Annotated in this window: 15 protein-coding genes and 3 tRNA genes; 1 reads left to right on the top strand and 17 read right to left on the bottom strand. The window is 70.4% G+C overall.

Annotated features, from left to right (window positions below; genetic code table 11):
• Positions 1-62: 62 nt before the first annotated feature.
• The 16 genes from rpoB to Sya03_RS17265 form a co-directional block, all read right to left on the bottom strand.
• Entirely contained in the window at positions 63-3497 is a 3435-nt protein-coding gene (gene rpoB, locus Sya03_RS17340; protein WP_203939351.1) for a DNA-directed RNA polymerase subunit beta, read from the bottom strand.
• 440 nt (positions 3498-3937) lie between these two features.
• Complete coding sequence (rplL, locus tag Sya03_RS17335; RefSeq protein WP_203939350.1) at positions 3938-4324, bottom strand: 50S ribosomal protein L7/L12; 387 nt, start codon at positions 4322-4324, stop codon at positions 3938-3940.
• A 63-nt stretch (positions 4325-4387) separates the two neighbouring features.
• Entirely contained in the window at positions 4388-4936 is a 549-nt protein-coding gene (gene rplJ / locus Sya03_RS17330; RefSeq protein WP_203939349.1) for a 50S ribosomal protein L10, read from the bottom strand.
• Between the two features lie 231 nt (positions 4937-5167).
• Positions 5168-5857, bottom strand: coding sequence for a hypothetical protein (locus Sya03_RS17325; RefSeq protein WP_203939348.1), 690 nt, complete (start codon positions 5855-5857; stop codon positions 5168-5170).
• Positions 5854-6564 (bottom strand): ABC transporter ATP-binding protein, encoded by a 711-nt coding sequence (locus Sya03_RS17320; RefSeq protein ID WP_203939347.1) that lies wholly within the window; start codon positions 6562-6564, stop codon positions 5854-5856. Before Sya03_RS17320 ends, Sya03_RS17325 begins: the two co-directional genes overlap by 4 nt.
• Positions 6565-6634: 70 nt before the next feature.
• Complete coding sequence (gene rplA / locus Sya03_RS17315) at positions 6635-7351, bottom strand: 50S ribosomal protein L1 (protein WP_203939346.1); 717 nt, start codon at positions 7349-7351, stop codon at positions 6635-6637.
• 59 nt (positions 7352-7410) lie between these two features.
• Positions 7411-8166, bottom strand: coding sequence for a transcription termination/antitermination protein NusG (nusG, locus tag Sya03_RS17310; RefSeq protein WP_203939345.1), 756 nt, complete (start codon positions 8164-8166; stop codon positions 7411-7413).
• Between the two features lie 22 nt (positions 8167-8188).
• Positions 8189-8542, bottom strand: a complete 354-nt coding sequence (gene secE / locus Sya03_RS17305) for a preprotein translocase subunit SecE (protein ID WP_203939564.1) — start codon at positions 8540-8542, stop codon at positions 8189-8191.
• A 133-nt stretch (positions 8543-8675) separates the two neighbouring features.
• A tRNA-Trp gene (locus tag Sya03_RS17300) sits at positions 8676-8748 on the bottom strand.
• 107 nt (positions 8749-8855) lie between these two features.
• Positions 8856-9239, bottom strand: coding sequence for a MaoC family dehydratase (locus Sya03_RS17295; protein WP_370871949.1), 384 nt, complete (start codon positions 9237-9239; stop codon positions 8856-8858).
• Positions 9240-9241: 2 nt separating this feature from the next.
• Entirely contained in the window at positions 9242-9688 is a 447-nt protein-coding gene (locus Sya03_RS17290) for a MaoC family dehydratase N-terminal domain-containing protein (RefSeq protein ID WP_203939343.1), read from the bottom strand.
• An 80-nt stretch (positions 9689-9768) separates the two neighbouring features.
• Positions 9769-9936: a 50S ribosomal protein L33 gene (rpmG, locus tag Sya03_RS17285; protein ID WP_046567246.1), complete on the bottom strand. Its 168-nt coding sequence runs from the start codon at positions 9934-9936 to the stop codon at positions 9769-9771.
• A gap of 80 nt (positions 9937-10016) precedes the next feature.
• A tRNA-Met gene (locus Sya03_RS17280) sits at positions 10017-10092 on the bottom strand.
• A gap of 22 nt (positions 10093-10114) precedes the next feature.
• Positions 10115-10190: transfer RNA gene (locus tag Sya03_RS17275), tRNA-Thr, on the bottom strand.
• A 105-nt stretch (positions 10191-10295) separates the two neighbouring features.
• A complete protein-coding gene (locus tag Sya03_RS17270) occupies positions 10296-12824 on the bottom strand; it encodes a putative bifunctional diguanylate cyclase/phosphodiesterase (protein WP_203939342.1) in 2529 nt (842 codons plus the stop codon).
• 49 nt (positions 12825-12873) lie between these two features.
• Entirely contained in the window at positions 12874-13095 is a 222-nt protein-coding gene (locus Sya03_RS17265) for a hypothetical protein (RefSeq protein WP_203939341.1), read from the bottom strand.
• Positions 13096-13353: 258 nt separating this feature from the next.
• On the opposite strand from Sya03_RS17265, the gene Sya03_RS17260 reads away from it, so the two are divergent.
• Complete coding sequence (locus tag Sya03_RS17260) at positions 13354-13749, top strand: hypothetical protein (protein WP_203939340.1); 396 nt, start codon at positions 13354-13356, stop codon at positions 13747-13749.
• Between the two features lie 28 nt (positions 13750-13777).
• Here the strand turns inward: Sya03_RS17260 and Sya03_RS17255 are convergent, their stop codons facing one another.
• The gene (locus Sya03_RS17255) at positions 13778-14110 is read right to left on the bottom strand and encodes an STAS domain-containing protein (RefSeq protein ID WP_203939339.1); all 333 of its coding nucleotides are present in this window, start codon (positions 14108-14110) and stop codon (positions 13778-13780) included.
• Between the last annotated feature and the right edge of the window lie 79 nt (positions 14111-14189).

Genomic DNA, 14189 nt, shown 5'->3' with positions numbered 1-14189 from the left:
CGGTGGGGTTCGATGACCGGCGGCGGCGTCCGGGGCGGCTCAACCGCCCCGGACGCCTTCCGTCAGATCTCTTCGACGCTGCTGACGCCCTCGTTCGGGCGGCGGGACAGGTCGATGCCGAGTTCCTCCGCGGCCCGGAAGACCTCGTCGTCGGTCTCGCGCATCTCCAGGGCCACGCCGTCGCTGGACAGCACCTCGACGTTGAGGCACAGCGACTGCAGCTCCTTGAGCAGCACCTTGAACGACTCCGGGATTCCCGGCTCCGGGATGTTCTCGCCCTTGACGATGGCCTCGTAGACCTTCACGCGGCCCAGCACGTCGTCGGACTTGATGGTCAGCAGCTCCTGCAGCGCGTAGGCCGCGCCGTAGGCCTGCATGGCCCAGCACTCCATCTCGCCGAACCGCTGGCCACCGAACTGCGCCTTACCACCCAGCGGCTGCTGCGTGATCATCGAGTACGGGCCGGTCGACCGAGCGTGGATCTTGTCGTCGACCAGGTGGTTCAGCTTCAGGATGTACACGTAGCCGACAGCGATCGGGTCGGGCAGCGGCTCGCCGGAGCGGCCGTCGAACAGCTGCGCCTTGCCGTCGCGGTTGACCAGCCGCTTGCCGTCACGGTTGACCAGGGTCGACTCCAGCAGACCCTTGATCTCGTCCTCGCGGGCGCCGTCGAAGACCGGCGTGCCGACGTTGCTGTCGGCCGGCGACTCGTGGGCGTCGATCGCCCGCAGCGCCCGCTTCCACTCCTCGTCGTCGCCCTCGACCGACCAGCCCGTCTTGGCGATCCACCCGAGGTGGGTCTCCAGGACCTGGCCGATGTTCATCCGGCTCGGCACGCCGAGCGGGTTGAGCACGATGTCGACGGGGGTGCCGTCCTCGAGGAACGGCATGTCCTCGACGGGGAGGATCTTCGAGATGACGCCCTTGTTGCCGTGGCGGCCGGCGAGCTTGTCGCCGTCCTGGATCTTGCGCTTCTGGGCGACGTACACCCGGACCAGCTCGTTGACGCCCGGCGGTAGCTCGTCGCCGTCCTCACGCGAGAACGTGCGGACGCCGATGACCGTGCCGGTCTCGCCGTGCGGCACCTTCAGGGAGGTGTCGCGGACCTCGCGGGCCTTCTCGCCGAAGATGGCGCGCAGCAGGCGCTCCTCCGGCGTCAGCTCGGTCTCGCCCTTCGGCGTGACCTTGCCGACCAGGATGTCGCCGGGGACGACCTCGGCGCCGATCCGGATGATGCCCCGCTCGTCCAGGTCCGCCAGCATCTCCTCGCTGACGTTCGGGATGTCGCGGGTGATCTCCTCCGGGCCGAGCTTCGTGTCGCGGGCGTCGACCTCGTGCTCCTCGATGTGGATCGAGGTGAGGACGTCCTGCTGCACGAGGCGCTGCGACAGGATGATCGCGTCCTCGTAGTTGTGGCCCTCCCAGCACATGAACGCGACGAGCAGGTTGCGGCCGAGGGCCATCTCCCCCTCGTCGGTGCACGGGCCGTCGGCGATGACCTGGCCGGCCTCGACCCGGTCACCCTCGAACACGACCGGCTTCTGGTTGACGCAGGAGCCGGCGTTGGAGCGGCGGAACTTGTGCAGCAGGTACGTGCGGCGGTGGCCGTCGTCCTGGTGCACCGTCACGTAGTCGGCGCACAGGTCCTCGACCACGCCACCGACCTCGGCGACGACGACGTCACCGGCGTCGACCGCGGCGCGGTACTCCATGCCCGTGCCGACGAGCGGGGCCTCGGCCTTGACCAGCGGCACCGCCTGACGCTGCATGTTGGCGCCCATGAGCGCGCGGTTGGCGTCGTCGTGCTCGAGGAACGGGATCATCGCGGTCGCGACGGAGGTCATCTGCCGCGGCGAGACGTCCATGTAGTCGACCTCGGTGCCGGGCACGTAGTCGACCTCACCGCCCTTCCGCCGGACGAGGACGCGGTCCTCGGCGTAGGTGCCGTCGCTCTTGAGCGGAGCGTTGGCCTGCGCCTTGATGAACCGGTCCTCCTCGTCCGCCGTCAGGTAGTCGATCTGGTCGGTGACCCGGCCGTTCTCGACCTTCAGGTACGGCGTCTCGATGAAGCCGAACGGGTTGACCCGCCCGTACGTCGACAGGGCGCCGATGAGGCCGATGTTCGGGCCTTCCGGCGTCTCGATCGGGCACATGCGGCCGTAGTGCGACGGGTGCACGTCGCGCACCTCGAAGCCGGCCCGCTCACGCGACAGACCACCCGGGCCGAGCGCCGACAGGCGGCGACGGTGGGTCAGACCCGCGAGCGGGTTGGTCTGGTCCATGAACTGCGACAGCTGCGACGTGCCGAAGAACTCCTTGATCGCCGCCACGACGGGACGGATGTTGATCAGGGTCTGCGGCGTGATCGCCTCGACGTCCTGGGTCGTCATGCGCTCGCGGACGACGCGCTCCATCCGGGACAGGCCCACGCGGACCTGGTTCTGGATGAGCTCGCCGACGCTGCGCAGGCGACGGTTGCCGAAGTGGTCGATGTCGTCCGCCTCGTAGCCCTCCTCACCGGCGTGCAGCCGGCAGAGGTAGTCCACGGTCTTGACGATGTCTTCCTCGGTCAGCGTGCCCCGGACGATCGGGACGTCGATGTCGAGCTTCTTGTTGAACTTGTACCGGCCGACCTTGGCGACGTCGTACCTCTTCGGGTTGAAGAAGAGGTTGTCGAGCAGGGTCTGGGCGTTCTCGCGCGTCGGCGGCTCGCCAGGGCGCAGCTTGCGGTAGATGTCGAGCAGCGCCTCGTCCTGGCCGCCGATGTGGTCCTTCTCGAGCGTGGTCATCAGCAGCTCGGACCAGCCGAACCGCTCGCGGATCTGGTCCGCGGACCAGCCGATGGCCTTGAGCAGGACCGTCACGGCCTGACGGCGCTTGCGGTCGATGCGGACACCGACGGTGTCGCGCTTGTCGATGTCGAACTCCAGCCAGGCACCCCGGCTCGGGATGACCTTGACGCTGGAGAGGTCGCGGTCGGAGGTCTTGTCCGGCTCCTTGGAGAAGTACACGCCCGGCGAGCGGACGAGCTGGCTGACCACGACGCGCTCGGTGCCGTTGATGATGAAGGTGCCCTTGGGCGTCATCATCGGGAAGTCACCCATGAACACCGTCTGGCTCTTGATCTCGCCGGTGGTGTTGTTGGTGAACTCCGCCGTCACGAACAGCGGGGCGCAGTAGGTCAGGTCCTTCTCCTTGCACTCCTCGATCGAGGCCTTGACCTCGTCGAAGCGGGGTGCCGAGAAGGACAGCGACATGGTGCCGGAGAAGTCCTCAATGGGACTGATCTCGTCGAGGATCTCCGCGAGACCGGAGCGAGCGTGCGGGTCGTCCGCCGACCGGGTCTGCCACGCATCGTTGCCGACCAGCCAGTCGAATGACTCCGTCTGGATGGCGAGGAGGTTGGGAACCTCAAGATGCTCGGCGATCCTGCCGAAAGAGATTCGACGGGGAGCGAATGCGCTCGACGTGGTCTTCGCAGGGCGGGAAGCTGCCAAGATGCGTCCTTCCGAGGACCGGTAGTGCGAGATGCGACTGGTGCGCGTGCACTCCAATGAACCCCCCAGAAGTACGCCCACAGGGGCGTTTCCAGCAGGGCTCAAGACGGAAGGCAGCGCAAACAAGCAGTCTAGCCGGTAGGCTAGCCGCTGTCCAGTCTCACCGCAGGGCTCCGCGGAACGTGTCCCCTCCAGGCACCCGGCCGGTGCTGTGCGGGACCGCTCGAAACGCGGCCTACCTCGGTGTCACTGCGGATCGTGATGGCCTCATTACCCGCAGGACGGCTGTCGCAAGCGCGGAAGTCTTGCAGGAATCAGCGTGGCTGACGCCGGACGGACAGTCAAGGGCTGTGCCGCGGGTCGGACAGCTCATACACATTCCGGACACGACGAAGGGCGGGACCCGTGCGGGTCCCGCCCTCCGAAAGGGTGTACCTAGATCACTTGAGGGTGACCTTGGCGCCTTCGCCCTCGAGCTTGGCCTTGGCGGCCTCGGCCTTCTCCTTGTTGACCTTCTCCAGGATGGCCTTCGGCGCGCCCTCGACGGCGTCCTTGGCCTCCTTGAGGCCCAGGCCGGTCAGCTCACGCACGACCTTGATGACCTGGATCTTCTTGCCACCGTCGCTCTCGAGGACGACGTCGAACTCGTCCTGCTCGACAGCGGCCTCGGGGGCAGCGCCACCCGCGGCGGGGCCGGCGGCGACGGCGACCGGCGCGGCGGCCTTCACGTCGAAGACGTCCTCGAACTGCTTCACGAACTCCGACAGCTCGATCAGCGTCATCTCCTTGAACGCGTCGAGCAGCTCGTCGGTGCTGAGCTTCGCCATGTCTGGCGTCCTTTCCTACTGCTTAGCTGGTGAAAAACGTCGGTCTTCGGTGCGTGACGGCCGTCAGGCCGCGGCCGCACCGTCCTGCTGCTCGCGCTTCTCCTGCAGGGCAGCCGCCAGGCGGGCGGTCTGCGTGAGCGGCGCCTGGAACGTGGCCGCGGCCTTGCTCAGGTTCGCCTTCATCGCGCCGGCCAGCTTGGCCAGCAGCACCTCACGGGACTCGAGGTCGGCAAGCTTGCTGACCTCCTCCTTGGTGAGGCCCTTGCCCTCGAAGACGCCGCCCTTGATGACGAGCGCGGGGTGGGCCTTCGCGAAATCGCGCAGGCTCTTCGCCGCCTCGACAACGTCGCCGCCGACGAACGCGAACGCGGTAGGACCGGCGAAGAGCGCATCGTCCAGGCTGAGGCCCGCGTCGGCCGCCGCACGCTTCGCGAGCGTGTTCTTGGCGACCGAGTAGGTGGTCTCCTTGCCGAGCTTGACCCGCAGCTCAGTGATCTGCGAGACCGTGAGCCCGCGGTACTCGGTCAACACGGTGGCTCCCGAGTCACGGAAGTGCTCGGTGAGCTCGGCGACGGCAGTGGCCTTGTCGGCCCGGACCGGCTTGTCCGCCATGTCCCTCCTTCCTCGTTGCTCCGCCGCTGATGCGGCACCACACACGAGAAACGCCCCGGCGCAGGGCGCACGGGGCGGGACACGGCCGGAGCCGCGAGACGCTTGCCGTTCACATCCTGCGCGGGCCGCCCGCTCGTGGCGGGACCTTCGACTGCACCGGGGTGCAGCGACCAGCGGTCTCTGGGTGGAACTTCGCGTTGAAGAGTACGCGACGCCGGGCGCCCCACCAAATCAGGCCCGGCGGCGGCGCAGCCAGGCGTAGCCGGCGATCACCGCCGCCGCCCACGCCACCGCGTGCGCCGTCAGCAGGCCCACCTCCGCCGCGGTCGGGCCGGTGTCCGTCAGGGCGCGGGCCGCCGGCATCAGCGGGGGCACCAGCCACGGCGCGATCGACCCGCGCAGGCCCAGCACGATGCCGAGCACCCCGCCCGTGACCAGCACCGCCACGCCCGGCAGGACGCCGCGGGTGACCGCCCGGCACGCCAGCGCGCCCAGGGCCACCCCGGCCGCCAGGGCCAGCAGGTGCGCCCAGACGCCCAGCGCGAGGCCGACCGCCAGGGGCGGCTCGGCGCCGCGGGGGGTCCGCATGCCGCCCGTCACCCACGGGGCCGCCATCGCGATCGCCGCCGTCACCAGGCCGGCCGCCAGGGCCGCCAGCAGGCCGGCCGTCCACTCGCGGCGCTCGCCCAGGGTGACGCGGGCCAGGTGGCGCTGGACGTCGGGTTCGGCGTCCAGCAGCAGTTTGCTCTGCCAGGCCAGCACCGGGAACAGCACCGCCGCGGAGACGCCGTAGCCCTCGGCCACGCCGGCCTGGCCGCCGCCGTACAGGACGCCCAGGACCACCAGGGCGGCGATCAGCGGCACGGCCGCGCGGCCGCCCCGGACGAAGGCCGTCAGCCGCATCGCGACGAGCGCGCTCACCCGCGTACCCCCAGGATCGTGTGGCCCTCGGCCCGCAGGCGGGCGACGGTCTCGCCGGCCGCGGCGCGCTCCACGCCGATCTCGACGACCACCGTGTCGGCGGCGGGGCCGGAGGCGTGGATCTCGCCGTCGGCGAGGGTCCAGCGGGTGGCGCCCGGCAGGGCCGCGATCTCGCCGCGGTGGTCGCTGACCAGGACCGCGCCGCCGGCCGCGGTCACCTCGGCCACGATCTCGGGGACGAGGACGCGGGCGCCCGCGTCGAGGCCCTCCCACGGTTCGTCGAGCACCAGCAGGCCGGGCGGCGCCAGGACGGCCTGGGCCAGGCCCACCTTCTGCGCGGTGCCCTTCGACAGCGCCGCCAGGCGGGTGTCCAGGTACGGGGTCAGCCCCAGCCGCTCCGCCCACGCCGCGACGGCGTGCGCGGGGGCGCGCCGGACCGCCGCCGCGCGGGCCAGGTACTGGCGGGCGGTGAACGGCTGCCCGGCCGGGAACCGCTCGGGCACCCAGCCGACCACCGCCGGCCGGTCGGTCACCCGGCCGCGGACCGGGCGCAGCACCCCCGCCGCCAGCTGCAGCAGGGTGGACTTGCCGACGCCGTTGCGGCCCAGCAGCACCACCGTCGAGCCGGGCTCGGCGGCCACGGCGGCGCCGCGCAGCACCCAGTCGGCGCGCCGCCCGTAGCGGAACCAGACATCCTCGAGCCGCACGGCCCACCCCCGGAGAACGACCACGCCCCCGGCACCGGACGGTGTCGGGGGCGTGCGCGGAACGGACCGATCAGGCCTCGACGGCCTCGCCGGTGAAGTTCTTGACCACGTTCGGGTCGACCGGGACGCCCGGGCCCATCGTGGTGGCCACGGTGACCTTCTTGAGGTACTTGCCCTTGGCCGCGGACGGCTTGACGCGCAGGATCTCGTCGAGCACCGCCGCGTAGTTCTCGATCAGCTTGTCCTCGGAGAACGAGGCCTTGCCGATGATCAGGTGCAGGTTGGAGTGCTTGTCCACCCGGAAGGTGATCTTGCCGCCCTTGATCTCGTTGACCGCCTTGGTGACGTCCATGGTCACCGTGCCGGTCTTCGGGTTCGGCATCAGGCCACGCGGGCCGAGGATGCGGGCGATGCGGCCGATCTTGGCCATCTGGTCCGGGGTGGCGATGGCGGCGTCGAAGTCGAGCCAGCCCTCCTGGATCCGGGCGACCAGCTCGTCGGTGCCGACCTCGTCGGCGCCGGCCGCGACGGCCTCCTCGGCCTTCGCGCCCTGCGCGAACACGATCACGCGGGCGGTCTTGCCGGTGCCGTGCGGCAGGTTGACCGTGCCGCGGACCATCTGGTCCGCCTTGCGCGGGTCGACGCCCAGCCGCATCGCGACCTCGACGGTCGCGTCGAACTTGGTGCCGCTGCCCGCCTTGGCGAGCTTGATCGCCTCGGCCGGGCCGTAGAGCTTCGACTTGTCGATCTGCTCGGCGGCCTTCTTGTACGCCTTGCTGTGTGCCATTGCGGTTCGTACTCCTGTGGTTGATGGCGGACCCGGACTGGGCCCTCCCACGACGTGAATCAGATCTTGGCGACCTGATTGAAGTTCAGCTCGACCGGGGTCTCCCGGCCGAAGATGGAGACCAGCACCTTCAGCTTCTGCTGGTCGGCGTTGATCTCGCTGATGCTCGCCGGCAGCGACGCGAACGCGCCGTCGGTGACGGTGACCGAGTCGCCGACCTCGAAGTCGAGCACCTTGACCTCGGGCTTCGCCTTCTTCTGCTCGGTCTCGACCGCCGGGGCCAGCCACTTCAGCACCTCGTCGAGCGACAGCGGCGCCGGGCGGTCGGCCCGGTCCGTCGCGCCGACGAAGCCGGTGACGCCCGGGGTGTTGCGCACGCAGGAGTAGGACTCCGGCGTCAGGTCCATGCGGACCAGGATGTAGCCCGGGAAGACCTTGTTCTGCACCTGCAGGCGCTTGCCGTTCTTGACCTCGACCTCTTCGCGGGTCGGGACCTCGACCTGGAAGATGAACTCCTCCATGTCGAGGCTCGTGATGCGGGTCTCGAGGTTCGTCTTGACCTTGTTCTCGTAACCGGCGTACGAGTGCACCACGTACCAGTCGCCCGGGGCGAAGCGCAGCTTCTGCCGCAGCTCCTGCACCGGGTCGTAGTCCTCGTCGGCCTCGGGCGCGACCTCGTCGGCCGGCTCGCCGGCCTCGGTGGTGTCAGCCGCCTCGGGCTCTTCGCTCGCTGCCTCGACCGACTCCGTGACCTCCGCCGTGGTGACCGCGGACAGGCCCTCGGTCGGCTCGGCGGTCTCGTCGTACTCAGGCACGCTCGCTCACTTCCGTCACTGATCAGTTACCGAAGACCCACAGGACGCCCTTGGCGAACGCGTAGTCCAGACCCACCACGATGGCCGTGATGACGGAGAGGAACGAGACCACGACCGCGGTGTAGGTCAGCAGCTCCTTGCGCGTGGGCCAGATGACCTTACGCAGCTCGGCCACGACCTCGCGGAAGAACCGCCCGATGCGGCCGAAGAAGCCCACACCCTCGCGGCGCTTCTTCTTGTCGGTCTCGGGCTCGGACTCGGCCAGCGCGACGCCGCCGTCCTTGCCGCGAGCCGGCTCGTCCTCGACGATCTCGACAACCTCGTCGTCGGGGCGCTCGTCCGCGGAGTCGTCCGCGGGTCGATTCCTCTCGGCCATCTCGCCCTCTTCCGTCATCGGTGGTCGATCGCGTCTTGGTGTCTTTTCCTGGCCTGCCGGCCGCCGCCACGGTACGGGCGCGGCCCGCGGGCCGACGCAACACACCGGCGCGGCGCCGGTCAGGCCTGAGGCGCAGGGGTGACAGGACTTGAACCTGCAGCCTGCGGTTTTGGAGACCGCTGCTCTGCCAATTGAGCTACACCCCTGTGCGGGACGGCGACCCTGCCCATGCTCGAGCAGGGGTCACTTGCCCCACGGCCGACCAGTGTACGGGTACAACGGCCGGTCCTGCCAACCGCCCCCCGCGCCCCGGTCAGCGCTTGCGGATCACCGCCCTCGCCTGCGCGAGGACCTTCTCGCCGTGGCAGGTCGCGGTGATGTCGAGGCGGGTCAGGCCCTCCTCGCCGGCGTCCCGCTCCCGGGCGCTGACCTCGATCACGGTGCCCTCGTCGTCGTCCGGCACCACGACCGGCCGGGCGAACCGGACCCCGTACTCGACCACCGCGTCCGGCGCCCCGGCCCAGTGCGTGACCGCCCGGCCGACCAGCGCCATCGTGAACATGCCGTGCGCGATCACGCCCGGCAGGCCGACCTTGGCGGCAACCCGGTCGCTCCAGTGGATCGGGTTGAGGTCGCCCGACGCCCCGGCGTAACGGACCAGGTCCGCCCGCGTGACCCGGTAGCTCTGCGGCTCCATGCTCACCCCTCCCCCCGCACGACCAGCTTCGACCACACCGTCACGACCGGCTCGCCGGCGGCCGTGGAGACCTCCGTGCGGGTCGTCACGAAGTCGTGGCCGCCGCGCGACGTCGCGTCCTCCAGCGTGTTGACGCACACCAGCTCGTCACCGGCCACGACCGGCCGGGTGTACGCGAACCGCTGCTCGCCGTGCACCACCCGGCTGTAGTCGATGCCGAGCGCCGGGTCGTCGATGATCTGCCGGCTGGCCGCCATCGTCAGGACGATGGGGAACGTCGGCGGCGCCACCACGTCCGCGTGGCCGGCCGCCCGGGCCGCCGCCGGGTCGTGGTACTCGGCGTCGTCGGCGCCGATCGCCGCCGCGAACTCGCGGATCTTCTCGCGGCCGACCTGATAGGGCTCGGTCGGCGGGTACGTGCGGCCGACGAAGGAGGGGTCCAGAGGCATGCGGCGAAAATACAACGTGCCGGTGAGCCCCTCGCGGGGTCACCGGCACGTGTGTGGTTCGAAGGCGCGCGGCCGCTGGGTCAGCGGGTCTCGCGGTGCAGGGTGTGCTTGCCGTCCCGGGGGCAGAACTTCTTCAGCTCGATGCGGTCCGGGTCGTTACGGCGGTTCTTACGCGTGATGTAGTTGCGCTCCTTGCACTCCACACACGCCAAAGTGATCTTCGGACGGACGTCGGTCGCCTTGGCCACGGCGGGGTGCCTTTCTGACTAACGGGGTAGGTACGGCGTACCAGCGTAGACGCTGAACGCGCTGGGACGCAAAACGCGCCTGGTAGCGGTGGCCGGACTTGAACCGGCGACACAGCGATTATGAGCCGCTTGCTCTGCCATCTGAGCTACACCGCCGCGCCCCGGGATAGGACCGGGTTGGAGCCCCCTTACGGAATCGAACCGTAGACCTTCTCCTTACCATGGAGACGCTCTGCCGACTGAGCTAAGGGGGCGCACGCGATCTTCTTGCGTGATGCGCAGGAGTAGCTTACATGGTGTCGCAGACGGGGTGAAATCAGTATCCCCAAGTCTTTGTTTCCGCAGCTCAGACCTCGTGGCTACGGCACGGCGCGCAGCCGGCGGATCTCCCCCGTCGGGGTGTGCTCCGCCTCGGTCCGCAGCCCGAACCACGCCTCCAGGCGCTCGAACGGCAGCGGCCGGCTGAACAGGAAGCCCTGCCCCACCTCGCAGCGCAACTCCTTGAGCAGCTCCAGCGTCCGCTCGCTCTCCACGCCCTCGGCGACCACGCTGAGCCCGAACTCCCGCGCCAGCGCGATCACCGCCCGCACCATCGCCAGGTCGCCCGCGCTGGTCGCCATGCCCTGGACGCACGACCCGTCGATCTTGACCTCCTGCACGGGCAGCCGGTGCAGGTACGACAGCGACGACCGCCCCGACCCGAAGTCGTCGACGCTCAGCCGCACCCCGATCTGGCGCAGCCGCACCACCGTCGGCAACGCCCGCTCGATCTCCCCGACCAGCCCCGACTCGGCCACCTCGAACGTCACCTGGCCCGGCGCCACCCCGTACTCCCCGAGCAGCTGCTCGACCAGCTCCGGGAACAGCGGGTCCGCCAGCGTCCGGCTCGACAGGTTCACCGAGATCGCCAGCGGCCGGTCCGCCCCGGCCCAGTCCCGGCACCGCCGCAGCCCCTCGCGCAGCACGAACTGCGTCAGGCGGCCCAGCTGCCCGGTGTGCTCGGCGACGGCCACGAAGTCCTCGGGGTCGACCCAGCCGTGCGCGGGGTGGTTCCACCGCGCCAGGCACTCCACCCCGACGAGCCGCCGGTCGGCCAGCGTCACCTTCGGCTGGAAGTGCACCTCCAGCTCGCCGGCCTCCAGGGCGTGCCGGAGGTCGGCGGCCAGCCCGGACCGGCGCACGGCGCGCGACTCCAGCGCCGGGTGGAACATCTGCACGCCGCCGGGGACGGCCTTGGCGGCGGTGGCGGCGAGATCGGCGTGCTGCAGCAGCGCCTCGGCGTCACCGTCGCGGCCGGACTGCACCGCCACCCCGACGACCGTGTCGACGTCCAGGGTGAGCGAGCCGAGCACCATCGGGGCGTGCAGGGCCAGGCGCAGGTCGGCCGCGATGCGCACGGCGTCCTCGGCGCTGTCCGCCCGCTCCGTGACGACGAACTTGTCGCCGCCCAGCCGGCCGACGAGCGCACCGGCGGCGGCCGCGGCCTTGAGCCGGCTGCCGACCTCGACGAGGACGCTGTCGCCCGCGGCGTGCCCCATCGACTCGTTGACGTCGCGCATCCCGTCGACGTCGAAGACCAGGACGACGACCACCTCGCCGGGCGCGCCGACGGCCGTCGCGGCGGCCAGCGCGTCCAGGATCCGCTTGCGGTTGGGCAGGCCGGTCAGCCGGTCGTGGTACGCGTCGAAGCGCAGCCGCTCCATCAGCCGGGAGTTCTCCACCGCCACGGCGGCGTGCGCGGCGACGGTCTCCAGCACCTGCACGTCGGCCACGCCGAAGGAGTTGTCGCCGCCGATGCGGTTGACCACCTCCAGCGTGCCGATCACCGTCGACCCCGACCGCAGCGGGACCACGATGACGTCCTTGATCTTGGCCTCGCGCAGCGCGGGACGCAGGTCGGCGTCGGTGTTGGACCGCGGGCTCACCACCACGCTGCGGTGGGACTCCTCGACCCGGGCGCGGACGCTGCGCGGCGTGTAGGACAGGTCGAGCAGGCCGGCGTCGTCGATGCGCGACGTCAGCAGCACCTCGGGGTAGCGCCCGCGGGCGGGCATCCACAGCGTGGCGTACTCGGACTGGATGAGCGCGCGCAGCCGCACCAGCAACTGGTCGATCAGCGACGTGCTCTGGCCGGCCTCACTGATGACCCGGGTGAGGTTGTAGACGTCGGCCAGGGTGCGGTGCTGGCGGAAGAACTCCGCATAGGACCGGTACACCGAGACGCCCGCCGCCACGAGCACCGCCAGCAGGATCGCGGCCCACGGCGTCGACACCAGGGTGATGAGGAAGATCAGGCCGATGGCGGCGTTGGCGATGCAGGCCAGCAGACCCGGCACCGAGGCGCGGGCGGTCTGCTCGCCCGCCCTGCGGCCCTGCAGCAGCCCGATCACGCCGACGACCGCGATGGCGGTGACCAGTGTGTACGTGAGCGCGCCGATGAGCAGCACGCCCCAGGTGGCCGGGCCGACGCCCTCGATCGGCGGCAACGCCTTGATGACGACGCAGGCGAGCGCCGCGGCCGCCGACGACTTGGCGATGTTGAACCAGACCTTGGCCACCGACAGCCGGCGGCGCAGCTGGGTCAGCAGCGTCGCCAGCGTGACCATCAGGACGACGGTCACCGGCGGCAGGAAGTAGAAGGCCAGGACGAGGGGCACCTCGTTGACCGTGATGAGGAACCCCTGGCGCCCGACCACGAGGCGCAGCGCGCCGAATGTGGACCCGACGAACACCGCGAAGACGATGAGGGCGATCGGCCAGCGGTACAGCAGCCGGCTGTCGGACACCGCCAGGGCAGCGGTGAGGACGATCGCGAGGACGGCCAGCGGGCCCGTGATGAGCCACGCCAGATCGGGCGAACGGCGTGGTTGGCCGGCTTGCCTGTCCATGCGGCGCGCTCCTCGCTGATGCCCCTTTCCGGCGCTCAGCGCCCCTGGGCTAGTTCCACTCGAAGTCGATGCGGCTCGGAGCGTTCGGCGCCTTCGGCTTGACCGGCTTCGGCGGGTTGACGGCGGGCGCGGGCGACGTCGTCTCGACCACGACGGGTGCGGGAGCAGGAGTCTGCTCGTCCGTTCCGGCCCATGCGGTGGCGCCGATGCCGCCCATGACGGCGACGACGAACGCGAAGCCGATGATCCGGCTCAGCTTCTTAGCTCGCATGGCTTCAATTCCCCTGGATGAGTGACGGACGAATGGGGGGTTCCATGATGGTGCCACACCCGTTCGCCGCCCGACATGGTCGACAGCGGCCCCAGCGGGGGCTCGCGCGAAATGATGGCCGAAAGTACGAGATCGCGCTAGCACCTAGTGGTCCGGGATGCGGGTCGCGCGTCCGAATTAAGCCTGTTTTGCGGTGATCTAACGCTCCGTCGCGTCAGGTGAGCTTGACGTCAGGCTGTCCTGACGTATGCTCGCGCTATGACGTCGCCCGACAGCGTGGAGCGAGAACACACCCTGCGGACCGCCACCGCGCGCTACGAGGAACTGCGGCTGCGCGACGCACTGTCCAGTCCCGAGGACGACGATCCGGCCGGCGCGCCGCCGCCCACCGTGCAGGAGTCGCTCGAACTGCTGGCGCTCGGCGAGGTGATCGCGCGCAAGGCGACGTACGGGCGGCAGCTGGCCGTGCGGTCGGCGCGGCGGGCCGGGGCGTCGTGGACGCAGATCGGGGCGGCGCTCGGCACGACGAAGCAGTCGGCCTGGGAGGCGCACAACCGGTGGATCGACGAGCAGGCCCGGGACGCCGGCCCGGGGCACGAGGGGCTCGGCGCCGCGGAGGTGCGGGCGGCGCGCGACCTGGCGGACGGGGACTGAGCGCCGCCCGCCGGGCGAGGGGCGGCGGTCAGGCCGCCAGGGCCGTCTCCACGTCGTCGTAGAGGGCCATGTAGCGGGTGAGGCCGACCGTCTCCACGAGCTTGCGGAGGAAGGTGTTGGCGCTCGCCAGCCGCACCCAGCCGCCGGAACTCGTCGCCACCAGGTACGCCGTGATCAGCGCGCTGAGGCCCATGGAGTCGCAGAAGCGCAGGTCGGAAAGGTCGACCACGATGCGCGGCGCGGGGCGGGACACGAGGTCGTCGAGCGCCCCGCGGAGGGTCTCGGCGGTGTCGGCGTCGAGCTCCCCGGTGAGGTGCAGGACGGCTATGTCGGTCTGGTGGTCCGTGACGGTGGCGTGCATGATCGCTTCCCTGTGTCGTCGGGACCGTTCACGCTACGGCGGACTTGATCCACTCGGTCGGACAAATCGTGCGACACGG

It is taken from the genome of Spirilliplanes yamanashiensis (assembly GCF_016863475.1).
In the GTDB taxonomy this organism is placed as follows: domain Bacteria; phylum Actinomycetota; class Actinomycetes; order Mycobacteriales; family Micromonosporaceae; genus Spirilliplanes; species Spirilliplanes yamanashiensis.
Note: the sequence above shows the minus strand (reverse complement) of the source record. Positions and strands in the feature narration are given on the sequence as shown.